This window comes from Saccharothrix mutabilis subsp. mutabilis (genome assembly GCF_039521145.1).
In the GTDB taxonomy this organism is placed as follows: domain Bacteria; phylum Actinomycetota; class Actinomycetes; order Mycobacteriales; family Pseudonocardiaceae; genus Actinosynnema; species Actinosynnema mutabilis.
Window position 1 is genome coordinate 308,148 of the sequence record NZ_BAAABU010000005.1, and the last position, 25,156, is coordinate 333,303.

Below are 25,156 nucleotides of genomic sequence, written 5' to 3' on the forward strand. Positions count from 1 at the left end.
GTCAGCTCCCCGCCGCGGTGAGCCACTCGCTGTAGAACAGGCCCAGGCCGAGCATGCAGCACATGCCCGCCATCAGCCAGAACCGGATGATGACCGTGGTCTCCGCCCACCCGGCCAGCTCGAAGTGGTGGTGGAACGGCGCCATGCGGAACAACCGCCGCCGCGACGTCCGGAACACCGCCACCTGCAGCACCACCGACAGCGCCTCGACCACGAAGATGCCGCCGATCACGACCATCAGCAGCTCGGTGCGCGTCGCGATGGACAGGCCCGCGACCAGGCCGCCCAGCGCCAGCGACCCCGTGTCGCCCATGAAGATCTTGGCCGGCGCGGCGTTCCACCACAGGAAGCCGATGCAGCCCGCCATCGCGGCGGCGGCCACCAGCGCCAGGTCCAGCGGGTCGCGCACGTCGTAGCAGCCGGCCACCAGCAGGTTCGAGCAGTTGTAGCGGAACTGCCAGAAGCTGATCACCACGTACGTGCCGAGCACCATCGCGGACGTGCCGCCCGCGAGGCCGTCCAGGCCGTCGGTGAGGTTGACCGCGTTGGACCACGCGGAGATCGCCGCGTAGCAGAACACCACGAACCCGACCACGCCGAACGACACCACCGCGATGTCGCGCACGAACGACAGGTTCACCGACGCGGGCGTGAGGCCGTCCTTGTTCGGGAACTGCATGACCAGGACGGCGAAGATGATCGTGGCGACGAACTGGCCGACCAGCTTGGCCGTCTTGTTCAGACCGAGGTTGCGCTGCTTGCGGATCTTGATGAAGTCGTCGAGGAAGCCGACGACACCCAGCGACGTGGTGAGCATGAGCACGAGCAGGCCGGACGCGCTGGGCGTCTGCTCGGCCGCCGACGCGGACATCGAGTTCACCAGGTGCGCGCCGAGGTAGCCCGCCCACATCGCGACCAGGATGGCCACACCGCCCATGGTGGGCGTGCCGCGCTTGGTCTTGTGGTGCTGCGGGCCCTCTTCGCGGATCTCCTGGCCGAAGCCCTGCCGCGAGAAGATCTTGATCAGGTACGGCGTCAGCATGATCGACGCGATCAGCGCGATGGCCGCCGCGATGAGGATGCTCTTCACTTGCTGACCGCCTCCAGGAGGGCCTCGGCAACCCGCCACAGGCCGTATGAGTTGGATGCCTTCACCAGCACGACGTCACCCGGACGCACCTGGTCGCGCAGCAGCTCCACGGCCGCCGCCACATCGGGCACCAATACCGCTTCTTCGCCCCATGATCCTTCCAGGTGCGCGCCCTGGTGCATCGGGCGGGCTTGGTCCCCGACGACGACCAGCTTGTTGATGTCCAGGCGCACGGCGAGCCTGCCGATCTCGTCGTGCGCGCGGACGTGGTCTTCGCCCAGCTCGGCCATGGGGCCGAGGACGGCCCAACTGCGCCGGGCGGGGGTGGTGGCCCGCGAGATGGTGGCGAGCGACTTGAGCGCCGCGCGCACCGACTCCGGGTTGGCGTTGTAGGCGTCGTTGACGATCGTCACACCGTCAGGACGTTCGGAGACCGCCATGCGATGCGCGGAAACCCGTTCGGCTTGGCCGAGCGCGTCGGCGACCTGCTCGGGGGTCGCGCCCAGGCGCAGGGCGATCGCGGCGGCGGTGAGGGCGTTGCCGACCTGGTGCGGGCCGTGCACGGCGAGCCGCACGCGCGCCTGCCCCTGCGGCGCGACCAGCGTGAACGCGGCGCGGGCGGTGGCGTCCAGCTCGACGTCCACGGCGCGGACCTCGGCGTTGGGGTGCTCGCCGACCAGGACGACGTTGGCCGCCGTGCGGGGCGCCATGCCGGCGACCAGCGGGTCGTCGGCGTTGAGCACCGCGATCCCGTCGGCCGGGAGCGCCTCGACCAGTTCGCCCTTGGCCTGGGCGATGCCCTCCCGGGAGCCGAACTCGCCGAGGTGGGCGCTGCCGACGTTGAGCACCGCGCCGACCTTGGGCGGGGCGACCGTGCACAGCGCGGCGATGTGCCCGCGACCGCGCGCGGACAGTTCGAGCACCAGGAACCGGGTGGACTCGTCGGCGCGCAGGACCGTCCAGGGGTGGCCGAGTTCGTTGTTGAACGACCCGGGCGGCGCGATGGTCGGGCCCAGCGGGGCCAGCACCTGGGCGATGAGGTCCTTGGTGGAGGTCTTGCCGGACGAGCCCGTGACGCCGATCACGGTGAGGTCGGGGAGCCGGTCCACGACGTGCCGGGCGAGCTTGGCCAGCGCCGCCAGCACCGCCGCGCCCGCGCCGTCCTTGTCCCCGGACAGCACGTAGGCGTTGCCGTGCCCCTTCTCGGCGGGGGGTGCGACGACGGTCGGAACGCCGTCCACCGGGCGACCGGCGAGGACGCCCGCCGCGCCCTGGGCGACGGCCTGGGCGGCGAAGTCGTGGCCGTCGACGCGTTCGCCGGGCAGGGCTAGGAACAGGCCGCCGGGCGTGATCTTCCGGGTGTCGAACTCGACGGTGCCGGTGACCACCGGCGTCCCGTCGGTGCCGTGCAGGGCGCCGCCGACGGCGTCGGCGATCTCGGCCAGGCTGAGCGGGATCACCGGCGGACCTCTCTGATCGCGTGCGCGAGGGTGTCGGCGTCGGAGAACGGGTGCACGACGCCCGCCACCTCCTGACCGGTCTCGTGGCCCTTGCCCGCCACCACGACCACGTCACCGGGCCGGGCGAGGTTCACGGCGTGCTCGATCGCCGCGCGGCGGTCGCCGATCTCCAGCACCTCGCCGCGGTCGCCGTCGGGCACGTTCAGGGCGCCCGCCAGCATCGCGGCCCGGATCGCGGCCGGGTCCTCGCTGCGCGGGTTGTCGTCGGTGACGATCAGCACGTCACTGCGCCGAGCCGCCTCCTCGCCCATCAGCGGGCGCTTCGCGGTGTCCCGGTCGCCGCCGCAGCCGAGCACCGTGATGATCCGGCCGGTGGCACGGGCCCGGACGGCGTCCAGCGCGAGCGCCACGGCCTGCGGCTTGTGCGAGTAGTCGACGACGGCGGTGAAGTCCTGCCCCTCGTCGACCCGCTGCATCCGGCCCGGCACCTGGACGTCCGCCAGCCCGCGCACGATGGACTCGACGTCAACCCCTTGGAGGTGCAGCAGGGCGGTGGCCAGCAGCGCGTTGGCGACGTTGAACTCACCCGGCAGCCGCAGTTCGACGTCGAACACCAGACCGTCCGGCCCGTGCGCGGTGAACCGCTGCTCACCGGTCGCGGACACGCTGATGCCCGAGGCCGTCCAGTCGGCCTCGCCGGTGGTGGACACGGTGACGGTGCCCGGCTTGACCAGGCGACGCCCCCACTCCCCGTCCACGCACACGACCTCGCGCCGCGCGCGGCCGTCGAACAGCAGCGCCTTGGTCTGGAAGTAGTCCTCCATGTCCGGGTGGAAGTCGAGGTGGTCCTGCGACAGGTTGGTGAACCCGGCGACCGCGAACCCGACCCCGCCGACCCGCCCCAGGCGCAGGGCGTGGCTGGAGACCTCCATGGTCACGTCGGTGACCCCGCGCTCGGCCATGACGGCGAGCAGCGCGTGCAGGTCGGGCGCTTCGGGCGTGGTGAGCGCGCTGTCCAGCCGCTCCCCGGCGATGCGCGTCTCGACCGTGCCGATCAACCCGGTCGTGCGCCCGGCGGCGCGCAACGCGGACTCGACCATGTAGCTGGTGGTGGTCTTGCCGGACGTGCCGGTGACCCCCCACACCGCGACCTTCGTGGCGGGCTCACCGTAGACGCGGGCGGCCAACGCCCCCAACACCTCACGCGGGTCCGGGTGCACCAGCACGGGCACCCCCCGCACCTTCGCCGCGCCGACCTCGTCGGTCAACACCGCCACCGCTCCGCGAGCGACGGCTTGGTCGGCGAAGTCCGCACCGTGCGCCCGAGCCCCGGGCAGCGCGGCGAACAGGTCCCCGGCCTGGACGTGCTGGGCGCGCAACGTCACTCCGGAAACGGGGGTGTGCGCCCGATCGGGCGCGGTGAGGTGCGCGTCCACGGTCGAGGCGAGTTCGGACACGGCGACGGGCTGGACGCGGGAGGGGCGAGGCGGGGCGGTCGCGACCTTGCCCTCAAGCTTGGCAGGCACGCGCGGAAGGCTACCGGCGCACGGAGAGTGTTCACCCACCACGTCCACTGCGGACACGAAAACCATTCATTGCCAGCAGAAACCGTCGTACCGCCGTGCGACCATGGCATCGGGGGCCGGAGGCCACGCCACCCACACCCGCCGCACGCCACCCGCACCCGCCATTCACAACCGCCACCCGCCGGCAACAAGCCACACCCATCCCACGACCGCCGCCGCTTTTCGCCGCGCAGCGGCGGGCTGGGCTCCCAGCCACAAGGGGCCTCCGTGTTCCCCACCGTATGACCTGCCCGAAGGGCTACCACAGATTTCCGGGGTCGGGCCAAAAAGTTTTGCGAGGAACGAGCAAAAGTTTTTCGACCGACCCCGGCAATCTGTGGTCGGCTCCGCCAGGTCATGCGGTGGGGAACACGCAGGCCCTTCCCCCCACTGGAGGCCTCCCCAGCCGCTTTTAGCTTTTGATCTTGAGAGCGCGCCAGCGCGTCGCTCTACAGCGCGAAGCGCGTTCGAGGTCAAGAGAGCGGAGCGCGTCCGGCGAGGACCCGCGAAGCGTGGGCTTGAGCAGCGAAGCGTGAGTTCAAAGCATAAAAGAGCCTCGCCGGCGGGCAGGCCGCCGGGGGAGGAAAAGAAAAAGAGGGGGCTTTTCCGTCCTCCCCGTATGGCCTGGCGGAGCCAACCACAGATTCGCCTGGGTGCCGCTAAAATTTTTGCTCGTTCCTCACAAAAATTTCGGCTGCACCCAGGCGAATCTGTGGTAGCCCTTCGGGCAGGCCATACGGGGAGGACGGAAAAGCCCAAAAGCGGGCGCGCTGCGCGTGCCGAGGGCGAGGCCCGCTGCGCGGGGCGCCGAGGCGGGTCAGAGGACCAGTTGCATGACGGGAGCCTCTTCCGCCGACATCGGCACCTGGAACCGCTGGGCCAAGTACGAAGCGATGTCGTGGAACAACGGCGCGGCCGACGCGCTGTACTGCCCGCCGCCGCTCGGCGCGTCCAGCATGATGCCCACGACGTACCTCGGGTTGTCCGCCGGGAAGATCCCCGCGAACGTGATCCAGTACGAAGTCTGGCTGTAGCACCCGCACTTCGGGTCCACCTGCTGAGCCGTCCCCGTCTTGCCCGACACCTGGTAGCCGGCCAGGGCCGCCGACGGGCCGGTGCCCGTCTGGCCCGGCTCGTTCTGGACCACCGCGCGGAACATGTCGCGGACCGTCTTCGCCGTTTGCGGGGACACCACGCGGACTTCTTCCGGGCGCTCGGCTTCCTTGCGGGCGCCGTTCTGGTCGACCTCCGCTCGGATGATGCGCGGCGGGACGCGGACGCCGTCGTTCGCGATCGCCTGGTACATGCCGGTCATCTGCAACAGGGTCATGTTCAGGCCCTGGCCGATGGGGAGGTTGCCGAACGTCGAGCCGGACCACTGGTTGCGCGGCGGGACCGAGCCGGACTCCTCGCCGGGCAGGCCGGACTGGGTTCGCTTGCCCAGGCCGAACTTGCGCAGCATGTCCGCGTAGCGGTCCTCGCCGATCTTCTGCGCCGCCATCAGCGTGCCGACGTTGGAGGACTTCGCGAACACGCCGGTGAACGTCATGTCCTGGGTCGGGTGGAACACCGAGTCCTTGATGGTCCGATCGGCCACCTTGATCGTGTAGTCGACGGTCAGCACGCTGTCCGGCTGGTAGATGCCGTCCTCGATGGCCGTCGCCGCCGTCACGATCTTGTTCACCGACCCCGGCTCGAACACCGACGACACCGCCGCGTTGCGCAGCTGGTCCTCGGAGGCCTTGCCGAAGTCGTTGGGGTCGAACGTCTTGTCGTTGGCCATCGCCAGGATCTCGCCGGTGCGCGAGTCGAGCACCACCGCCGAACCGGTCTTCGCGCCGGACTTGGCCGTGTAGTCGGTGACCATGCGCTGCAACGCGTACTGCGTGTCCACGTCGAGGGTCAGCTCCAGGCTGCGGCCCGGCACGGCGGCGGCCAGCTCGCGGGACCGGCCCGGCCCGGGGATCACCACGTCGTTGTTGCCCTGCATGGTGTCCACGACCCGGCGGCCCATGCGGCCGGCGAGCAGGTTGTCCTGCGAGTTCTCCAGGCCCAGCACGCCGTGCGTGGCGGGCGGCTCCTGGTCCTCGCGCCAGTTCGCCGCGCCGATGATGTTCGACGCCAGCTCGCCGTTGGGGTACACGCGGACCGCACGGTACTCCTGGCCGATGTCGGCGTACTTCTCGGTGATCGCCGCCGCCTTCGCCGGGTCGATGTTGTCGACCAGCTCGACGTAGGTGATGTCCTTGGTGATCAGCGAGTACATCGTCTGCTCGTCGGTCTTCTGGCCGTTGACCTCGGTGCCGAGCGTGTCCTGGATGAACTTCGCGACGCCGCGCGCCCAGTCCTCGTAGGAGCCGATCTTCGGGTCGGCCTCCTGCGCCTTGGCCCACTTCGTGCGGGTCAGCTGCGGAACGGCGTAGAGCTGGCGGGCCTCCACGCTGAACGCCAGCTGGTTGCCGTTGCGGTCGGTGATGGAGCCGCGCGCCGCCGGGACGTCGATCTGCGTGGCGCGCTGCTCCTCCGCCTGCTTGGACAGGGCTTCGGCCTGGAAGCCCTGCACCTGGACGAGCTTGAGCCCGGCCAGCACCAGCGCGCCGACCAGCAGCAGCCGGCCGACGGCGATGCGGACCCTGCTGTTGCCGCCCCGGCGCCGCTTGGGCGCGCGGACCGACAACGGCCGCCTGGTGGGCCTCCCCCTGGTGGGCCCTGGCATCACTGACCTCCGGGCACCTGCTGTGCGGGTGGTTGTTGTGCGTTCGGGTCGGCGGGTGGTCGCTGCGCGTTGGGGTCGGCCGGCGGCTGCTGGGCGTTCGGGTCGGCCGGGGGTTGCTGCGCGTTCGGGTCCGGCGGGGGCGTGGACGTGGCCGGCGGCGCGGGCGGGGTCGGGGTCTGGGCGGCCGACGGCTTGCCGTGGACCTCGATCGTCCCGTCGGGCAGCTGGCGCAGGCGCGCCGGGTCCTCGACCGGGACCAGGCCCAGCCGCGCCGCGGCCTCCGCGAGTTGGCGCGGCGACTCGGCCAGCGCCACCTCCTGGCGCAGCTGCTCGACCTGGCGGGCCAGGCGCTTCTCCTCCGCCCGCGCGTCCTGGAGGCGGTAGGAGTCGGCGGTCGCCTGGGTGGACAGCCACATGATCGCGGCGATCCCGACGCCCAGCACGACCATCACCATCACCACGAACGGCGCGCGGGGCGCGGGCACCGGCCGGCGGGTCACGGCGGTGCCGCGGGTGCGCTGCTCGCGGCGGGCGTAGGCGCGCTCGGCCGCCGCCGAGCGGGAGCGGGTGGGCACCGAGCGCAGGGCGCGCTCGCGCGGCTTGCCGGGGGTGGACGGCACGCCGCCGGTCCGGGCCGGTGCGGTCATGTCGCCTCCCTGATCCGTTCCGCCGCCCGGAGTCGTACCGGCGCGGCCCTGGGGTTGTCCTCGATCTCCTGCTCGGTCGCCACCTCGGCGCCCCGGGTCACGAGCTTCAGCTCGGGGCCGTGGCCGGGCAGCTCGACCGGCAGGCCCGGCGGGGTCTTGGAGACGGCCAGGTCGGCGAACGCCCGCTTGACCATCCGGTCTTCCAGCGACTGGTAGGACTCCACGACGATCCGCCCGCCCACCGCGAGCACCGACAGCGCCGCGGGCAGGGCCTGGCGCAGCGACTCCAGCTCGCCGTTGACCTCGATCCGCAGCGCCTGGAACGTGCGCTTCGCGGGGTGGCCGCCGGTGCGCCGGGTCGCCGCGGGCACCACGTCGTAGAGCAGCTCGACCAGCCGCCCGGAGTTGGTGAACGGCTCGCGGGCGCGTTCGCGCGCCACGGCCTGGGCGATCTTGCGGGCGAACCGCTCCTCGCCGTAGTCGCGCAGGATGCGGGTCAGGTCGTCCACGGAGTACTCGTTGAGCACGTCCGCGGCCGTCATCCCGGTGCCGGCGCTCATCCGCATGTCCAGCGGCGCGTCCCGCGAGTACGCGAAACCGCGCTCCTCGGCGTCCAGTTGCAGCGAGGAGACGCCGAGGTCCATCAGGATGCCGTCGACCGGGCCGTCCACGGCCTCGGCGATGTGGTCGTAGGTGGTCTGCACGAACGTCGTCCGGTCGGCGAAGGGCTCAAGGCGCTCGCGCGCCAGCTCGATCGCCTGCGGGTCGCGGTCCAGGCCGATCAGGTGGACCCGCGGGTGGGCCCGCAGCACGGCCTCGGAGTGCCCGCCCAGGCCGAGCGTGCAGTCCACGAACACCGCGTCCCGGTCGGCCAGCGCGGGGGCCAGCAGGCCCAGGACGCGGTCGAGCAGCACCGGCACGTGCCGCGCCCGCTCGCCCATGTCCCCTCCCACATCCCCCCACCGACAAAAATTCGGGTGTCGTCAGGTCCCCGCCCGCCCGTCGGACCTGGCGCCGGGGAAGGTGCGCCAGGGCCGAAAGCCGAGCGGACCGAGGCCTCACGGCACCCGAAACCTCAAGCGTCCAAGCCCATCAGAAAACGCCCGGCAGCACCTCCTCGCGAGCCTCGGCGTAGCTGTCCTCGTGCTCGTCCATGTAGCGCTGCCACGCCTGCGCGTCCCAGATCTCCAGCCGGTTCACCGCGCCGATGACCACGCACTCCTTGGTCAGCCCGGCGTAGCGGCGCAGTTCCGGTGCGATCGACACCCGGCCCTGGCCGTCCGGCCGCTGCTCATCGGTCCCCGCGAACAGGTAGCGCTGGTAGGCGCGGACCGCCTCGTTGGTGAACGGCGCCTCCGCGACCTTGCGCGCCATCTGCTCGAACTCGGCCCGAGGGAACACGTAGAGGCAGTGGTCCTGGCCCTTGGTGACCATGAGACCCCCCGCTAGCGCGTCCCGGAACTTCGCAGGCAGCGTCAGCCGGCCCTTGTCGTCCAGCCTGGGGTGGTGCGTGCCCAGGAACACGGCAACCCACCTCCCGCCGCCGGACGGCGAACCGGCAGTGGGGCCCCCGTCTGCCCCACCGGCCGCCACAGTACCCCACTTTTCACCACAGTCAACGCTGAAACGGGTGGTCAGCCACCCGGATGGGGAACGTTTACGCAGGTAGAGCGGAGATGACGACCGTGGGGGGTGGTGGGGGAAGCCGAGCGCCCCGGCCGCCGCGAGGGCGGTGATCGACTCGAAATCCCACCCGAACGGCCCAGCGAAATCGGGCAAATCGGGTTCAGCGCGGCGGGTGGTGGGGAATCGTGGTGGGAGCGGGTGAACCGGCAGCCGGGGACGGCCGTGGAAACCAGCGGCACGAGAATGTTCAATCGGTGTGGGGCGCTTCGCCCCGGTTTGACACACTGCGTGAAACGCTCACCGCCTCCGCGAACCGGTCGCGGTGGTCTTCGGGAGGTCGAGTGACTCCGAGTACCCAGCCAGCCGCGCTGCCCGAACACTCTTTCGGGGGCGGTGGGCTCAATCACGTGAACAACACGGCCCACGTGCACAGCCGGCCCGACGAGGTGCTCGCCGAACTGCACGCCGTGGTGGGACGCATCGCGGCGAACGTCGAGAAGGTCATCGTCGGCAAGCCGGACGTGGTCCGCATCGCCATCGTGACGCTGCTCGCCGAGGGCCACCTGCTGGTGGAGGACGTGCCCGGCGTCGGCAAGACGTCGCTGGCCAAGGCCCTGGCGCGGTCCATCGACTGTTCGGTGAGCCGCATCCAGTTCACCCCGGACCTGCTGCCCAGCGACATCACCGGTGTGTCGATCTACAACCGGCAGGACAACGACTTCGAGTTCCGCCCCGGCCCGGTGTTCGCCAACATCGTGGTCGGCGACGAGATCAACCGGGCGTCGCCGAAGACCCAGTCGGCGCTGCTGGAGTGCATGGAAGAGCACCAGGTGACGGTGGACGGGAACACCTACCCGCTCAGCGCGCCGTTCATGGTGATCGCCACCCAGAACCCGATCGAGATGGAGGGCACCTACGCCCTCCCCGAGGCGCAGCGGGACCGGTTCACCGCGCGCGTCTCCATCGGCTACCCCGACCCGCAGGCCGAGCTGGCGATGGTGGACGAGCACGCGGGCAACGACCCGTTGGCCGACCTGCGCCCGGTCTCGGACGCGGACACGGTGCTCAAGCTGGTGCACGCGGTGCGCCGGGTGCACCTGTCGCCCGAGGTGCGCCGGTACGCGGTGGAGCTGGTCGGGGCCACCCGGCGGCTGCCGGAGCTGAGACTGGGCGCGTCGCCGCGCTCGACGTTGCAGCTGGTCCGGGCGGCGCGGGCGCAGGCGGCGCTGGCCGGGCGCGACTTCGTGGTGCCCGACGACATCCACGCCGTGGCCGTGCCCGTGCTGGCGCACCGGCTGGTGCTGACGGCCGAGGCCCAGGCGGCTCGCCGGTCGGCGGCGGACCTGGTCCGCAACCTGTTGCAGCGGGTGCCGGTGCCGCAGGCGGCGATGGACCCGTCCGGCCAGTTCCTCGCGAACGTGCAGCGCCACCCCGGCGGCCACCCGGCCCCGGGCCACGGCGACGGCCACCACCGCTGACATGCGCGGAGCCCTGTCCGGGCTGACCACCCGGGGCCGCTGCCTCCTCGCCGCCGGGTTCGCGGCGGGCCTGTGCGCGGTCGTGCTCAACGAGCGGGACCTGCTGCGGGTCGCGGCGTTCGTGGTGGCCCTGCCGGTGCTGGCCGCGTGGCTGGCGCAGCGGGCCCGCGTGGGCCTGCACGCGTCCCGGTTCCTGTTCCCCAGCCGCGTCCAGGTGGGCGCGGCGACCGAGGTGAAGGTCGAGCTGCGCTCCGCGGGCCGGCTGCCCACCGGCGGTCTGCTGCTGGAGGACGCCGTGCCGTACGCGCTGGGCGCCCGGCCGCGGTTCGTCGTCGAGCGGCTGCCGCGCAACACGGTGACCGCGCTGCGCTACCCGTTGAAGCCGGTCATGCGCGGCATCCAGCAGGTCGGGCCGCTGATGGCGCGGATCACCGACCCGTTCGGGCTGGCCGAGTTCGACCGCGAGCTGGCCGGCCGCTCGAAGCTGGTCGTGGTGCCGCGCGTGGTGGGCCTGGCCGGGCTGCCCAGCGGGTCCGGCATGGGCGCGGGCGACGACGGCTCGATCCGGCTGCGCGCCGGGCAGGGCGAGGACGACGCCGTGGTGCGGCCGTACCGGCACGGCGACGACCTGCGCAAAGTGCACTGGCGGTCCACCGCGCGGCGCGACGAGCTGATGGTGCGCGTCGAGGAACGGCCGTGGCGCGGCGGCACGACGGTGCTGCTGGACCACCGGCTGACCGCGCACCGCGGCACCGGGCCGAACTCGTCGCTGGAGTGGGCGGTGTCGTTCGCGGCGTCGGTGTGCCTGCACCTGCACCGGTTCGGGCACCAGGTGCGGCTGGTCGGCGACGACGGGCGGGTGCTGGCGGGCGGGTCGGGCGACGGCGGGCACAGCGACGCCGTGGTGCTCGACGCCTTGGCCGCGCTCCAGCCGTCGCACCGGCGGGAACCGGCGGTCGGGCTGGACCCGGGCGCGGGCCAGGAGGTCATCGCGGTGCTCGGCGGCAGCACGCCGGCCGTGGTGGACGCGCTGGTGCGCAACCGGCCGCGCGGCATGCGCAGCCTGGCCGTGGTGATGGACGTGCGGGCGTGGGCGGCGGGTGGCGAGGACCCCGCGCCCGACCCGGAGGAGGCGCGTGGCCTGCTGGCGGCGGCCGGCTGGGGCGCGGTGGTCGCCCGGCCGTCGACGCCGATGGGCCAGGTCTGGCAGGAGCTGTGCCACAGCGCGGGCAACCGCGGCCCGGTGGTGCGCACGGAGGTGGGGTAGTGACCGGCAGTACCGCCGCTCGGGGCAACTGGGTCGTGAGCGCGACACCGGCCGTCGCGGGCCTCGCCACGCTGTGCGCCGCGACGGCGTTGTCCAGCGTCGTGGCGGGCGTGTTGTGGCTGGTGAACCTGGCCGTGGCGATCACCGTCGTGGTCGGCGTGGGCGTGCTGCTGCGGCAGACGCGGCTGCCCAACCCGCTGATCGCGCTGGTGCAGGTGTTCGCGCTGATGTCGCTGCTGGTGACGATCTTCACCCGGACCGGCGTGCTGGTCGTGCTGCCCGGACCGCAGTCGCTGGGCGACCTGATGACCGTGCTCGGCGACGCGTTCGCCGAGGTGCAGACCGGGGTGCCGCCGGTGGCCGACAGCGAGGCCATCCGGTGCCTGGTGATGCTGGCGATCGGTCTCGTGGCCGTGCTGGTGGACCTGCTGGCGGTCGGGGCCGCCGCGCCCGCCGCGTCCGGCCTGGTGCTGCTGTGCGTGTTCGCGGTGCCGGCGTCGCTGGCCGACGAGATGCTGCCGGTGTGGACGTTCGTGTTCGGCGCGGGAGCGTTCGCGCTGCTCCTGGCGGTGGACGGGCAGCACCGGCACGACGCGTGGCGCGGGCGGCGACCCGGGCCGGGCGGGAGCAGTTCCGGGCCGGCGGCGACGGCGGTCGCGGGTGCGGCCGTGGTGGTCGCGATGCTGGCCGGGGCGAGCTTCACGCTGGTCGGGACGGTCGGCCGGCTGCCCGGCGGCGACGAGGTCGGCGGCGGCGCGGACGGTCTGGGCCTGGACCCGATGACCGAGCTGCGCGGCATGCTCAACCAGGGCGCGACGCGGGAGATGTTCCGGGTGCGCGGGCTGCCGGAGGCGGCGTACCTGCGGGCGATGACGTTGCGCGAGTACGTGCCGGACAAGGGCTGGCAGCTGGGCGGCGACCTGTCCACGGGCGTGCCCGCGAACGGCGACCTGCCGCAGCAGCCGGGCGACCCGGGCGACGGCGAGGTCACCACGGTGACCATCGAGCCGGTGAACTGGCTGGACAACTGGCTGCCGGTGTACGGGCGACCGCGGCGCATCCAGGACGTCGAGGACAACTGGCGGTACGACCCGGTGCGCGGGATGGTCTACAGCGTCCGGCAGCGCAAGGCCGCGCCGTACAAGCTGGAGACGGTGCTCAAGACGCCCCCGGCGGACGCGTTGCGGCGGGCGAACGGCGCGGCGGACGTCGAGGACGTGTACCTGGACGCGCGGGGGGTGAGCCCCGAGGTCGCGGACCTCGCGCGCGAGATCACCCGGAGCCAGCCGAACGGCTTCGACAAGGCCACCGCGCTCTACAACTACTTCACCGACGGCACCCAGGGGTTCACCTACACCACGGACACCGGCGGGGCGGCGACGTCCGACGCGCTGCGCGACTTCGTGATGACCGGCAAGCGCGGGTTCTGCCAGCAGTACGCGTCGGCGATGGCGATCATGGCGCGGTCGATCGGCCTGCCGTCGCGGGTGGCGATGGGTTTCACGGCGGGCTTCCCGACGGGTGACGCGCAGACGATCACGACGCAGGACGCGCACGCGTGGGTGGAGATCTACTTCCCGGACTACGGCTGGACCGTCTTCGACCCGACCCCGCTGTCGGACGGCCGCGGCGTGGTGCCGCCGTACATCGCCGGCCGCCAGGTCGACGGCGACGAATCCGACACCTCGACGGCCCCCACCACGACCACCGCCCCCACGACCTCGGCGTCCGCCGCGACCACCACCGCGACGACGGGTGACCAGGCGGGCGACGACCCGAACGCGAGGGAGACGCCGATCCCGACGTGGCACATGGTCACGTTGCTGGTCGCCGCCACCGTCGGAGTCCTGCTCACCGCGCTCCTGTTGCTGCTGTCGCGCCAGGCCACCCGCATCCCGCTCAACCTTCGCAGGGCACGTTGGTTGCGGCCCCTCCTCACCACCGTGGCCGCGGTGGCGTGGATAGTCATGGCGACGCTGCTGGTGGCCCTGATGTCGTGGTGGATAGCCATCCCGCTGTTGGTGGCCGTGCTGATCGCGATCCCGGCCGGCATACGCGAATGGCGCCGCCGCGAACGCTTGCGCGCCGTCGCCGGCCTGGGCCCGGACGCCGCCGGGGCCGCGTGGCAGGAGTTGCTGGCGGAGTCGGTGGACCGGGGCACCCGAGTGCCGACGACGGAAACGGTCCGAGTAGCCGCCCGCCGCATGGCGAAGGCCCACAACCTGGACGAACAGGGCCGCGACGGCCTGCGCGCGGTGGTGGGGGCGGTGGAACGCTCCTGGTACAGCACCAACTCGGCCGCCGACCCGACCCTGCCCGGCGCGGTGGACGAAGTCCGCAAGAGCATGACGAGAAACGCCCCACTGGCCCTACGAGCCAAAGTCCTCCCCCGCTCAGTCCTACAACCCACCACCCCGCCGGATACGGACGACTGACGGCTGACGACTGACGGCCGACGACTGACGGCTGACCGCGGCAGGCGGTGCCGGCGGACCGCGACGGCGCAGGGCGGGGCGGGGGGCACCGGCACGCGGGTCAGGCGCGGCGCGGGGCACCGGCACGCGGGTCAGGCGCGGCGCGGGGCACCGGCACGCGGGGCAAGCGGCGGAGCGGGCACGCGGTAGCGCGGGGGCGACGAGTAAGCGGGCCGGCTTCGCGCGGGCTCGCTGCGGCGCGGCTCGGCGGGATTGCGGGCGAACTCGCGTGGCTCGACGGCCGGTGCGCTGCGGGGGCTCGCGGCGACACCTCAGGAGCAAATGGCGGCGGGCCGAGTCGGTGGCGCAAGTCGGCGAGTGGGCGCGGCGAGCGGCGGCGTGGCGCGGGTGGCGGCGTGGCGCGGGTGGCGGCGTGGCGCGGGTCGCGGTGAGGGGCAGCTGGGAGGCTGGCGGCGGGTGGTCGTTGGGGTGTTCGCGGGTGGGTGGGGGTGTGGCTGGGGTGGTGGCCTTGGTGGGGGGTGCCGTTGTGCCGCGCTCCTTGTTTACGGGACGCGTGAGATGGGGTTTGGTCGCGGATCCTGTATGTCGCTCGATTGGGTGATGTGTTGAGCGCGCCGCCGGTAGGGGTGGTTAGGGGTGGTGGCGGTGGGTGGGCATGCCGCACGGCCCGCCCTCGGGTGAGGGCGGGCCGTGGGGGCAATGGCTTCCTACTCGTCCTCTAGGCGACGACGGAAACGCTCTTCCATCTTCTGGGAGAACGAGCTGCGGCTGGGGCGGCTTCCCTCTTCGCTGGGCTCGTCGGCACCCTGGTCACCACGACGCAGCGTCGTCACGGTGAGCAGCACGCCGAAGAACATCAACAAGAAGCCGACCACGCTCACCACCGGGATACCAGCGAGCTTCGGCAACATCACACCCGTCACCAGCAGAGCCACACCCACGGCGAACAGCGCGATGCCCTGGATGCGACGCCGTCGGGACGGCTTGCGCAGCTTGGCGCCGCGCACAGTGGATGCGAACTTCGGGTCCTCGGCGTAGAGCGCGCGCTCGATCTGGTCGAGCAGTCGCTGCTCGTGCTCGGAGAGTGGCATGGCTCCTCCTCCGGCACAGCGGTCGCGGGCGCCGGGTGTTCACGGTTGCCGCCGGTCCCGGCGGACGCCCCACCCTGGGGGCGTCACAACCAGGATACGATTCGCGAGGCTTGGCGACTACCCAGTCCGCGCCCCTAAGCGGTTCGTTCGGTCACCATCATCCTCACGGGTCAACGGTAGGACCTTCGTGAGGTCACGAAACGGACCGGCCCGGAGTCGCCGGCGGCACCCAAGGTCAACTGTCAACCCCCTGCCCGACCGTCCGCGCCCGCCGACATTATTCGGAACTCCGAAGTACCGGAGGGTGGGAGGGGCGGCGGCACCGGCGACGGTGGCGATGGCACCGGCGGCGATGGCACCGGCGGCGATGGCACCGGTGGCGGTGGCGGTGGCGGTGAGGGTGTTGGGGCGGCGGGGCTGGTTGGAGGGGTTGGCTTGGTCGGTGGGGTGGGCGTTGGTGGGGAGGGTGCCTTTCCCGGGTGGGTGGACGTGCGGGGGTGGGGTGCCGTGCGCGGGTGGGTGGACGTGCGGGTGGGGGGTGGTGGGGGTGGGGTGAGGGTGGTTAGGAAGTGTTTGATTTCTTCCCCTCGTTTTGACAGCAGGCGGGCCAGGTCTGACGGTGGGATGCCGCCTCGGTGAACCGCGTCCCTCAGGACTGCTCGGCGCGCGTGCGGGCACGTCAGGTGCCTTGTGGTGTCGGCCACCGCCCTCAGCAGGGGGGCCGTGGGGAAGCCCGCCCGTAGGCACGGCTCAACCGTCGTTCGGGGGCGCAGGGCCTTGACCTCGGCTGTTGGTTCCATCGGGCGGGGCGTCAGGAGCAGGACCTGGCCGGTTGCCGGGACTGTGCGCAGGCCGTGCAGGTGCAGGGCGTCCAGACCCGTGAGCAACGCGCCCGGGCCGGCGTAGCGGAGGGCTGCTTGTACCCATTGGCGGCGGGTCGCCGGTTTTCGGGTCAGGAGGAGGACCCCGGGGAGCAGGAGTTGCCACTCGCCGGACTGGCGTCTGGTCACCAACTCCTCGTGGTCCAGGCCCAGGGTGATCAGGTCGCCTGCGGTCGCCACCTGGTGCGGGAACAGGGTGGCCAGGGCTTCTACGGTGATCGTGGTTCGGGTTTTGGTGTGCATGGGTCCACGATCGGGCCCGACGACGGACTCGGCGAGCAGCGAAAGCCGAATTGTGGACAACTCCGGGCCTGTGGACAAACGAGCGAAGAGGCCTTCTGCGGACCCGACCGCCCGCAGAAGGCCTCTGGGAGACGACGGCCGCCCCTCGTCGGCCGCCGTGTGGCCCGCTAGAGCCGGACCAGGTCCTCGCGGATCTTCTCGTCCAGCGCTCGCCGCCCCGCCCGCACGGTCTGCCACGCGTCGTGGACGGCGACCAGCGCACCCGACAGCACCAGGGCCACGGCCATCGCGACCAGGCCGTTCGTGTCCAACTGGGTGACGATCACGGCGGCGGCCCACAGCTGGACGGCGGTGAAGACCAGGGTGCAGGCAAGGCGTTCGGTGAAGCGGCGGCGCGACCGGGCGGGTTCCTCGTTTCGGTTCATCTCTCCCCCTTCAGCTCGTCATGGCTCATTTGTAAGGGGAATGACGGACGCCTTCTGCGTCAGATGACGCACAACGGGAGAATTCAGGTGGTCAGGTCGTACAGCCGGCTCACCTGGAGGATGTCGATCTTCTTTCGACCCGTCCTGATGATGCCCTGTTCGCGCAGTGATCGCAGCACCCGGACCAGCGATTCCCGGGACGTCCCGGCGATGCCCGCCAACTCCTCCTGGCTGAGCGACACGGCCCCCTGGTCGGCGATCCCGCGTTGCAGCGCCACGTCGATGAGCACGGCCGCGACGCGCTGGGTGGCGGTGCCGCTGAACTGGATGCGCTGCCGGTCGGTGTCCCGCTGCCGCGCCACGACCACCGTCAGCACGGCCCACGCGATGCGCGGCCGGCGTTGGCACAGGTCGGCGAACGCCGTGTCGGTCAGCACCAGCGCCCGCACGTCCACCAGGGCGCGCACGGTCGCCGACCGGGGTCGCCCGTCGATCGCGGACCGCTCCCCCACGATGTCGCCCGCGCCGCGCACGGCCAGCACCTTCTCGCCGCCGTTGGCGGTGGCGGCGGTGACCCGGAGCAACCCGCGCAGGACGACCAGGACGTGCCGGCTGACCTCGCCCTCGTGGCACACCACGGCTCCGCTGGCGTAGTCGCGCTCGGTGCCGGTCGCGGCCAGCACCGCGTGTTCGGCGGGCGTGAGGAGACCCCAGAAACGGTCCACGCCCGACAGGGTGGCCCATGATCGCCCCCGCTGTCCGGCACGACCACCCGAACGGCGCGCCTAGCGGTCCGGTTTGGGTTCGGGCAGGTTCGGCTGGGCCGGGGCGGAGGACAGCAGGGACGCGGGTTTCACGGCCGCCCGGCCGAAGCGTGTTCGCGCCTGGTCGGCGGCCTGCTCGGCCTCGCGCCAGCCGCGTTCGGGCGCGTCGAACATGAGCTGCTCGCCGTCGTCGCCCTCGACCAGCTGCTCGATGCGCACGCCGATGAGCCGCACCGCGCCCGGCGGCACCTGCTCGTCGAGCAGGGTCGACGCCGTCTGGTAGACCTCGCGCGTCACGTCCGTGGCCACGCGCAGCGTCTTGGACCGCGTGATGGTGGTGAAGTCGGCGAACCGCACCTTGATCGACACCGTGCGCCCGCGCAGCCCGCGCTGCCGCAGCGTGGCCGCCGACCGCTCGGACAGCCTCAGCAGCTCCCGCCGCAGCACCTCGCGGTCGTAGTGGTCGACCTCGAACGTCTCCTCCGCGCCGATCGACTTCTCCCTGGTGGACGGCACCACGGGCCGGTCGTCCAGCCCTTGGGCCAAGGCGTGGAGGTGCTCGGCCAGCGCCACGCCCAGGACGCGGCGCAGCCGGGGCAACGGGGTGGCCGCCACGTCCGCCACCGTCTCCAGCCCGACGCGGTCGAGCTGCTCGGCGGTGCGCTTGCCGACGCCCCACAGCGCCGACACGGGCAGCGGGTGCAGGAACTCCAGCACGTCGGAGCGCGGCACCACCATCATCCCGTCCGGCTTGCACATGCCCGACGCCAGCTTGGCCAGGAACTTCGTGGGCGCCACGCCGACCGAGCAGGTGACCCCCTGGGCCTCCTCGACCTGCCGGCGGATCAGCGCCCCGATCTGGGCCGGTGTCGCCTTCAGCCGCCGCAGCGCGCCGCTGACGTCGAGGAACGCCTCGTCCAGGCTCAGCGGTTCGACCAGGGGGGTGATGTCGCGGAAGATCGCCATCACGCCCCGGGACACCTCCTGGTAGCGCGCGAAGTTCGGCATCACGAACACCGCGTGCGGCGCGAGCCGCCGGGCGTGGGAGGTGGGCATGGCGGAGCGCACGCCGTACTCGCGCGCCAGGTAGTTCGCCGACGACACGACACCGCGGTTGGCCGTGCCGCCGACCACCACGGGCTTGCCGGCCAGCTCCGGGTTGTCGCGGATCTCCACGGACGCGTAGAAGGCGTCCATGTCGACGTGCAGCATCGAGCAGCCGGTGTCGTCCGGCCAGACGTCGCCCCGCGCCCGGAACCGGTCGACCAGGCCGCGTGGCAGGTTCGCGCTGCGGCCCATGACCCCCCCCCCCCCGGTCCGAACGCTTGTTCGACAGTCTAGTCCAAACGGTAGGCCCGACGCGCGTTCTCCCACCCGATCAGGTGAGCGATGCGCACGGCGTCGGCCTCCGCGAAAGCATGCCTGCGCAGGGCGGAGAGCAGGAAGTCCGACAGCGCGCGCCGGAAGAACAGCGCGCCCAGGTGGTACAGCTCGGCCAGCGCGAACGCGTCCGTGGAGAACAGGAACTTGCCGTAGGGCACGATCTCCAGCGCCTCGGCGAGCACCCGTCCGGCCTGGTGGCCGGCGTTGTGGGTGGCCAGCCCGACGTCCACGAACACGTGCGGGAACACCTGCGCCAGGTACCCGGCGGTGCGGTGGAACGGGTAGTTGTGCAGGAGCATGATCGGCACGCCGAGCGGTCCGGTGGCCCGCAGCAGCGGCGTGAGCAGGGACGGGTCCGCGCGGTGCAGGGTGACGTCCCGGTCGCCGTAGCCGACGTGGAACTGCACCGGCAGGCCCCGCTCCAGCGCCTCCCACACCAGGAACCGCGACAGCACCTCGTCCGCGCACCGCCCGTTCCCGGCCCAGCGCTCGCACGCGGCCACGACCTCGGCGTCGGACGGCCGTTCGGGGGCCAGGTCGAGGCCCACCCGGTAGGCGGCGATCGACTTGGCGGCCACGGCCGGCGCGCGTTCCAGCGCGGCGCGGACCGCGTCCGGGAACGCCTTCGGCCCGTCCCCCACGAGTTCCTCGGCCAACCGCTCCAGCCGCAGCACCGGGAACTCACGTGATCCGGTGAAAACCGACGGCCCGGACAACCGTTCCGGCCACAGGCCGCCGTCCACCAGGAACACCGAGATGCCCGACGCGACCAGGAACGCCCGGTTCACCTCGGAGGCTCCCAAGGACAGCCGCCGCGCCATGTACTCGTCGGCGGGCGCGTTGGGCGCCAGGTCGAGCAACGGGGCGCACCAACGGCGCACCGCGAGGCCCACGGCCGAGTCGAACAGCGATGTGCCCCACGGGCTCACCACGTCCGCTTCGGTCAGCAACTCCTCGAACCCGGTGCGGTCCACGTCGTCCCGCAGCACCCCGTGGCAGTGGTGGTCCACGAGGTTCAACTCGGCCACATAAGGCAGCAGCGGCTCCACTTGTTGAAGAGTAGTGACCTGGTGTAACCACGCACCTCATGGACACGGACGAACGGCAACGCCGGTACGACCGGGCCGCCGACCTCGTGGACGACCTCGCCGACCGGGACGTGATCCTCGTCGCGATCACGTGGGTCGACCACAGCGGCATCACGCGCGTGAAGTCCGTGCCGCTGCGCAGACTCCCGGACGCCGCCGCGCACGGCGTGGGCGCGTCCCCCGTGTTCGACGCCTTCCTGCTGGACGACTCGATCGTGGCCGGTCGGCACGCCGGCGGCCCGGTGGGCGACCTGCGGCTGCACCCGGACCTGGACCGGATCACCGTGCTGGCGGGCCAGCCGGGCTGGGCGTGGGCGCCGGCGGACCGCCACGACCGGGACGGCGTGCCGCACCCGCAGGACGAACGCGGTTTCGCGCGGGCGATGGCCGACCGGATGGCCGTGCACGGCTACGACGTGCGCGCCGGGTTCGAGGTGGAGTGGGCGGTCGGGCAGCCCGGCACCGACGACTTCGTGCCCGCCGCGACCGGTCCCGCCTACGGCCACACCCGGCAGGTCGAGCTGTCGGACTACTGCGCCGACCTGGTGGCGGCGCTGGGCGAGCAGGGCGTGGAGGTGCTCCAGTTCCACCCGGAGTACGCGCCGGGCCAGTTCGAGGTGTCCACCGCGCCGGAGGACCCGGTGCACGCGGCCGACACGGCGGTGCTGGTGCGCGAGACCGTCCGGGCGATCACCGCGCGGCACGGGCTGCGGGCGTCGTTCTCGCCGAAGGTCGTGGCGGACGGGGTGGGCAACGGCGGTCACCTGCACGTCAGCCTGTGGCGGGACGGGCGGAACCTGGCCGGGGCGCCGGACGCGGAGTCGTTCGCGGCCGGGGTGCTGCGGCACCTGCCGGGACTGTGCGCGGTCGGCTGCCCGTCGGTGGCCAGCTACCTGCGGCTGGTGCCGTCGCACTGGGCGGGGGCGTTCGCGGCGTGGGGCGTGGAGAACCGGGAGGCGGCGCTGCGCGTGGTCGAGGGCCGTGACCTGGAGGTCAAGTGCTACGACCTCGCGGGCAACCCGTACCTGGTGGTCGGGGCGACGCTGGCGGCCGGGCTGGCGGGGATCGTGGACGGGTTGCGGCTGCCCGAACCGGTGGACGTGGACCCGGTGCACGTGGCGGGCGTGCCCCGGTTGCCGCGGTCGCTGGAGGAGGCGGTGCGGGCGTTCGAGGCGGATGACGTGCTGGTGGAGGCGTTCGGCCCGGAGTTCGCGGCGACCATCGTGGACGTGCGGCGCGGGGAGGTAGCCCGGTTCGCCGGCGCGTCGCCCGAGGAGGTCGCGCGCGTCACCCGGTGGCGGCACTGAAGCGGGACATCTCCTTGCGCAGCCGCGACAGCGCTCGGTGCTGAGCGACCCGGACCGCGCCCGGCGAGGAGTCCACGACGGCCGCCGTCTGTTCGGCGGACAGGCCCACGACGACGCGGAGCAGCAGGATCTCCTGCTGCTTCTCGGGGAGGACTTTCAGCAGTTCAGCGACGTGGCGGGCGAGTTCGTCGCGCAGGGCGGCCTGCTCGGGGCCGTCCTCGTCGGTAGGGGCGTCGGGCAGTTCGGGGACGGGGTCGGCGCGGTTGCGCAGGGAGGCGCGGTGGGCGTCGGCGACCTTGTGGGCGGCGATGCCGTAGACGAAGGCCAGGAACGGGCGGCCGTGGTCCTTGTACGTCGGGAGCGCCGTGAGGACGGCCACGCAGACCTCTTGCGCGACGTCGTCGGCGGAGGCGAAGGACCGTTCCTGGCGGCCGACGCGGGCGCGGCAGTAGCGCACGACCAGCGGGCGGACGGCGCCGAGCAGCCACGCGGTGGCGGTGCGGTCGCCCGCGACGGCCCTGCGGACCCCGTCGTCGAGGTCGGGGGTGTCGGCCATCAGGCGGCCTCGGCTAAGTGCGGGTCTCCCACTGCGGGCTCCTCGCGGGTAGGCGGCGGTTGCCTCCCGCGTTTCTACCGCAAGTTCGACGCCCCGGGTGGGCGGATGGCCGCCGTCAGGCCGGCTTGCGGGCCAGGACGTGGAGGCGGGCGGCCACGTCGCGCAGCGGTGGGCGGGTGGCCGCGGCCAGTTCCAGCTCGGCCAGGGCGTCCGCCGCGCCCGGGTTCGCCTCCAGTACCGCGCCCGGGACCAGGTCCGCCACCACGCCGTGCCCCTGAAGCAGCTCGATCTTCAGGCCCGCGTCGAGGACCAGCGCCTCCAGGCCCGCCACGTCGAAGCGGCGCTGGACCGGCTCCCGCGAACCGGCCAGCTGGCCGGCCTCGTCGTCCAGCAGCCTGCGGGCGTCCACCAGGCGGCCGGCGATGGCCCGGTGCAGGACGGCCGCGTAGCGGTTCGCCACCAGGATGGACACCGCCGCGCCGGGGGCCGCCGCCGCCGCGAGGGCCGCCAGGGCCGCCGGGGCGTCGTCCACGACCTCCAGCAGGCCGTGCCCCAGGACCAGGTCGGCCGAGGCGTCCGCGTCCAACGCGTCGGTGTCGCCCTGGATGGCCGTGATGCGGTCCAGGACGCCCGCCTCGGACGCCCGCCGGTCCAGGGTGGCCAGGGCGTTCGGGCTGGGCTCGACGACGGTCACCGTGCAGCCCGCCACGGCCAGCGGCACGGCCCACACGCCGCTGCCGCCGCCCACGTCGAGCACCCTGGGGGGTTCGCCGCCGCGGCGGTCGCGTGCGGCGGCCAGCTCGGTGTCGAGCACCCTGTGTACGGCGTCCGGTCGCATGGACGTAGAGCCTAGAGACCGTAGGCTGCACCCCGTGCATACGGTGGCGGTGCTCAGCCTCAAGGGTGGCGTGGGCAAGACGACGGTCGCGTTGGGTCTCGCGTCGGCCGCGCTCCGGCGCGGCGTCCGGACGCTGGTCATCGACCTGGACCCGCAGTGCAACGCCACCTCGACGCTGGAGCCCGAAGAGACCGACGCCAGCATCTACGACGTCCTCCGGGAGCCCACGGTGGACAAGCTGCGCGCGGCCGTCTCGACCAGCGCCTGGGGTGACGGCGTGGACGTGCTCTCGGGGTCCGAGGACGCCGAGCTGCTCAACCACCCCGATCCGGGCGAGTCCCGGCTGGGGCGGCTGCGCGAGGCGCTGCGGGTGCTGGCCGAGGAGGACGAGGAGCCCTACCAGCTGGTCCTGCTGGACTGCCCGCCGTCGCTGGGCCAGCTCACCCGCTCGGCGCTGGTCGCGGCGGACCGGGCGCTGCTGGTGACCGAGCCCACTATGTTCGCCGTGGCGGGCGTGCAGCGGGCGTTCGAGGCGGTCCAGTCCGAGCGCGCGCACAACGCCGACCTCCAGCCGCTGGGCGTCGTGGTCAACCGGGTCCGGCCCCGCTCGCACGAGCACCAGTTCCGCATCGACGAGTTGCGCGACATCTTCGGCCCGCTGGTGATGCCGGTGGCGCTGCCGGACCGGCTCGCGGTGCAGCAGGCGCAGGGCGCGTGCATGCCGATCCACGAATGGGGCACCCCGGGGGCGCGGGAGGTGGCGTTGGCGTTCAACCTGCTGCTGGCGCGGATACTGCGGATCAGCCGCAGCCGCCGCCGGCCGGTGCACGCCGACTTCGACGACGAGGAGATCCAGGAGGCGGTGGAGGCGTGAGCACGACCGCCCTGCTGGCGTTCACGGTCGCCGCGCTGCTGCTGACCATCACGCCGGGCCTGGACACCATGATGCTGTTGCGCATGGTGCTGGGCGGCGGGCGCAAGGCCGGGATCGTCGGTGGGTTCGGCACCACCCTGGGCTGCCTGGTGTGGGGTGCGGCGAGCATCGCGGGTCTCACGGCGCTGCTCGTGGCGTCCCGCTTCGCCTACGACGTCGTGCGGTACGCGGGCGCGGCCTACCTGCTGTGGCTGGGCGGGTCGGCGCTGTGGAGGTCGTGGCGGGGGCGGAGGGTCGAGCGGCCCGCGGACGTCCCGGAGATCACGCCGGGGCAGGCGTTGCGGGTCGGGTTCACCACGAACCTGCTCAACCCGAAGATCGGCGTGTTCTACCTGTCGCTGCTGCCGCAGTTCCTGCCGACCGCCGGGGACCCGACCGGGTGGGCGGCGCTGCTGGTCGGCGTGCACGTCGGGCTCGGGCAGGTGTGGCAGATCGGCGTGGTGTGGCTCGCCGGGCGGGCGGCCGTGGCGCTGACCAGGCCCCGCGTCCGGCGGTGGACGGAACGGCTGACCGCGTCCGTGCTGGTCGGCTTCGGCCTGAAGGTGGCGTTCGACACCGGTGCCCGAGGGTGACACGGTCTTCCTGACCGGCCGGCGGCTCGACGAGGCGCTGGCCGGGAAGACGCTCGTGCGGGCGGAACTGCGCCACCCGCGCCTGTCCACTGTGGACCTCGCGGGGCGGGAGGTCCGCGAGGTGGCGACGGTCGGCAAGCACATCCTCACCCGGTTCTCCGGCGACCTGACGCTGCGCAGCCACCTGCGCATGGACGGCTCGTGGCACCTGTACCGGCCGGGCGAGCGCTGGAAGCGGCCCGGTCACCAGGTGCGCGTGCTGCTGGAGGTCCCGGAGCGGTTCGCGGTCGGGTTCAACCTGCACGACCTGGAACTGGTGCCGACCGACCGCGAGGACACCCTGGTGGGTCACCTCGGGCCCGACCTGCTCGGCGACTGGACCCCCGAGGCCGAGGCGGAGGCCGTGAGGCGTCTCACGGCGCAGCCCGACCAGGAGATCGGCCAGGCGCTGCTGGACCAGCGGATCATGGCCGGCGTCGGCAACGTCTACAAGTGCGAGGTGTGCTTCCTGATGGGCGCCTCGCCGTGGACCAAAGTGTCCGACGTGGACGCCGCGAAGGCGGTCAAGTTGAGCCGGAAGCTGTTGCTGGCCAACGCGAACACCGTCTTCCGCAACACCACCGGGTTCATGGGTCGCGGCAAGGAGTCCTGGGTGTACGAACGGACCGGCCGGCCGTGCTTCCGCTGCGGCACCAAGATCCGCGTGGCCGGTCAGGGACCGGGCGTGCAGGAGCGGCCGACGTTCTGGTGCCCGCGCTGCCAACCGGGCCCGATCGCTTAGAGTTGCCGC

General features: G+C 72.6%; 21 protein-coding genes. 7 read left to right on the plus strand and 14 right to left on the minus strand.

The features are described 5' to 3' along the window. Window position 1: 1 nt before the first annotated feature. From mraY to mraZ, 7 genes are all read right to left on the minus strand, one after another. On the minus strand, window positions 2–1,090 hold the full coding sequence (gene mraY, locus ABD126_RS15435; RefSeq protein ID WP_343934502.1) for a phospho-N-acetylmuramoyl-pentapeptide-transferase: 1,089 nt from the start codon (window positions 1,088–1,090) through the stop codon (window positions 2–4). Beyond that, window positions 1,087–2,550 (minus strand): UDP-N-acetylmuramoyl-tripeptide--D-alanyl-D-alanine ligase, encoded by a 1,464-nt coding sequence (locus tag ABD126_RS15440; protein WP_343934503.1) that lies wholly within the window; start codon window positions 2,548–2,550, stop codon window positions 1,087–1,089. The genes mraY and ABD126_RS15440 overlap by 4 nt, the downstream gene beginning before the upstream one ends. Further along, the gene (locus ABD126_RS15445; protein WP_343934504.1) at window positions 2,547–4,142 is read right to left on the minus strand and encodes a UDP-N-acetylmuramoyl-L-alanyl-D-glutamate--2,6-diaminopimelate ligase; all 1,596 of its coding nucleotides are present in this window, start codon (window positions 4,140–4,142) and stop codon (window positions 2,547–2,549) included. Before ABD126_RS15445 ends, ABD126_RS15440 begins: the two co-directional genes overlap by 4 nt. 790 nt (window positions 4,143–4,932) lie before the next feature. After that, window positions 4,933–6,831, minus strand: coding sequence for a peptidoglycan D,D-transpeptidase FtsI family protein (locus tag ABD126_RS15450; protein ID WP_425542818.1), 1,899 nt, complete (start codon window positions 6,829–6,831; stop codon window positions 4,933–4,935). Beyond that, complete coding sequence (gene ftsL / locus ABD126_RS15455; RefSeq protein ID WP_343934506.1) at window positions 6,831–7,478, minus strand: cell division protein FtsL; 648 nt, start codon at window positions 7,476–7,478, stop codon at window positions 6,831–6,833. The genes ABD126_RS15450 and ftsL overlap by 1 nt, the downstream gene beginning before the upstream one ends. Then, complete coding sequence (gene rsmH, locus ABD126_RS15460; protein WP_343934507.1) at window positions 7,475–8,419, minus strand: 16S rRNA (cytosine(1402)-N(4))-methyltransferase RsmH; 945 nt, start codon at window positions 8,417–8,419, stop codon at window positions 7,475–7,477. The genes ftsL and rsmH overlap by 4 nt, the downstream gene beginning before the upstream one ends. 151 nt (window positions 8,420–8,570) lie before the next feature. Continuing rightward, on the minus strand, window positions 8,571–9,002 hold the full coding sequence (gene mraZ, locus ABD126_RS15465) for a division/cell wall cluster transcriptional repressor MraZ (RefSeq protein WP_121226791.1): 432 nt from the start codon (window positions 9,000–9,002) through the stop codon (window positions 8,571–8,573). 509 nt (window positions 9,003–9,511) lie between these two features. Between mraZ and ABD126_RS15470 the strand changes: the two genes are divergently transcribed. From ABD126_RS15470 to ABD126_RS15480, 3 genes are read left to right on the plus strand one after another with little or no spacing between them, the layout of a single operon-like run. Beyond that, window positions 9,512–10,582 carry an AAA family ATPase gene (locus tag ABD126_RS15470; RefSeq protein ID WP_425542819.1) on the plus strand — a complete coding sequence of 357 codons (1,071 nt, stop codon included), beginning with the start codon at window positions 9,512–9,514 and terminating at the stop codon, window positions 10,580–10,582. 1 nt (window position 10,583) lies between these two features. Continuing rightward, window positions 10,584–11,849 carry a DUF58 domain-containing protein gene (locus tag ABD126_RS15475; RefSeq protein ID WP_343934508.1) on the plus strand — a complete coding sequence of 422 codons (1,266 nt, stop codon included), beginning with the start codon at window positions 10,584–10,586 and terminating at the stop codon, window positions 11,847–11,849. Continuing rightward, window positions 11,849–14,284 (plus strand): transglutaminase TgpA family protein, encoded by a 2,436-nt coding sequence (locus ABD126_RS15480; RefSeq protein ID WP_343934509.1) that lies wholly within the window; start codon window positions 11,849–11,851, stop codon window positions 14,282–14,284. Before ABD126_RS15475 ends, ABD126_RS15480 begins: the two co-directional genes overlap by 1 nt. 707 nt (window positions 14,285–14,991) lie before the next feature. On the opposite strand, the gene ABD126_RS15485 is transcribed toward ABD126_RS15480, so the two are convergent. The 5 genes from ABD126_RS15485 to ABD126_RS15505 all read right to left on the minus strand — a co-directional run bounded on the left by ABD126_RS15485 (window position 14,992) and on the right by ABD126_RS15505 (window position 20,120). After that, a complete protein-coding gene (locus tag ABD126_RS15485; RefSeq protein WP_309116618.1) occupies window positions 14,992–15,375 on the minus strand; it encodes a DUF3040 domain-containing protein in 384 nt (127 codons plus the stop codon). 1,291 nt (window positions 15,376–16,666) lie between these two features. Then, on the minus strand, window positions 16,667–16,924 hold the full coding sequence (locus tag ABD126_RS15490) for a hypothetical protein (RefSeq protein WP_343934510.1): 258 nt from the start codon (window positions 16,922–16,924) through the stop codon (window positions 16,667–16,669). A gap of 83 nt (window positions 16,925–17,007) precedes the next feature. Further along, window positions 17,008–17,649 carry a Crp/Fnr family transcriptional regulator gene (locus ABD126_RS15495; protein WP_343934511.1) on the minus strand — a complete coding sequence of 214 codons (642 nt, stop codon included), beginning with the start codon at window positions 17,647–17,649 and terminating at the stop codon, window positions 17,008–17,010. A gap of 60 nt (window positions 17,650–17,709) precedes the next feature. Then, the gene (locus ABD126_RS15500; RefSeq protein ID WP_343934512.1) at window positions 17,710–18,987 is read right to left on the minus strand and encodes a DNA polymerase IV; all 1,278 of its coding nucleotides are present in this window, start codon (window positions 18,985–18,987) and stop codon (window positions 17,710–17,712) included. 38 nt (window positions 18,988–19,025) lie between these two features. Further along, on the minus strand, window positions 19,026–20,120 hold the full coding sequence (locus ABD126_RS15505) for an amidohydrolase family protein (protein WP_343934513.1): 1,095 nt from the start codon (window positions 20,118–20,120) through the stop codon (window positions 19,026–19,028). A gap of 38 nt (window positions 20,121–20,158) precedes the next feature. On the opposite strand from ABD126_RS15505, the gene ABD126_RS15510 reads away from it, so the two are divergent. Further along, window positions 20,159–21,466, plus strand: coding sequence for a glutamine synthetase family protein (locus ABD126_RS15510; RefSeq protein ID WP_343934514.1), 1,308 nt, complete (start codon window positions 20,159–20,161; stop codon window positions 21,464–21,466). Here ABD126_RS15510 and ABD126_RS15515 read toward each other — a convergent pair. After that, window positions 21,447–22,022: a sigma-70 family RNA polymerase sigma factor gene (locus tag ABD126_RS15515; RefSeq protein WP_343934515.1), complete on the minus strand. Its 576-nt coding sequence runs from the start codon at window positions 22,020–22,022 to the stop codon at window positions 21,447–21,449. The two genes, ABD126_RS15510 and ABD126_RS15515, sit on opposite strands and share 20 nt — an antisense overlap. Window positions 22,023–22,137: 115 nt before the next feature. Then, on the minus strand, window positions 22,138–22,860 hold the full coding sequence (locus ABD126_RS15520; RefSeq protein ID WP_343934516.1) for a class I SAM-dependent methyltransferase: 723 nt from the start codon (window positions 22,858–22,860) through the stop codon (window positions 22,138–22,140). 34 nt (window positions 22,861–22,894) lie between these two features. Here ABD126_RS15520 and ABD126_RS15525 point away from each other — a divergent pair, with 34 nt between their 5' ends. The 3 genes from ABD126_RS15525 to ABD126_RS15535 are packed head-to-tail and all read left to right on the plus strand — an operon-like array spanning window position 22,895 to window position 25,147. Next, the gene (locus tag ABD126_RS15525) at window positions 22,895–23,734 is read left to right on the plus strand and encodes a ParA family protein (RefSeq protein ID WP_343934517.1); all 840 of its coding nucleotides are present in this window, start codon (window positions 22,895–22,897) and stop codon (window positions 23,732–23,734) included. Continuing rightward, window positions 23,731–24,366 carry a LysE family translocator gene (locus ABD126_RS15530; protein WP_343934518.1) on the plus strand — a complete coding sequence of 212 codons (636 nt, stop codon included), beginning with the start codon at window positions 23,731–23,733 and terminating at the stop codon, window positions 24,364–24,366. Before ABD126_RS15525 ends, ABD126_RS15530 begins: the two co-directional genes overlap by 4 nt. Then, window positions 24,353–25,147, plus strand: a complete 795-nt coding sequence (locus ABD126_RS15535) for an Fpg/Nei family DNA glycosylase (RefSeq protein ID WP_343934519.1) — start codon at window positions 24,353–24,355, stop codon at window positions 25,145–25,147. The genes ABD126_RS15530 and ABD126_RS15535 overlap by 14 nt, the downstream gene beginning before the upstream one ends. Window positions 25,148–25,156: the final 9 nt, after the last annotated feature.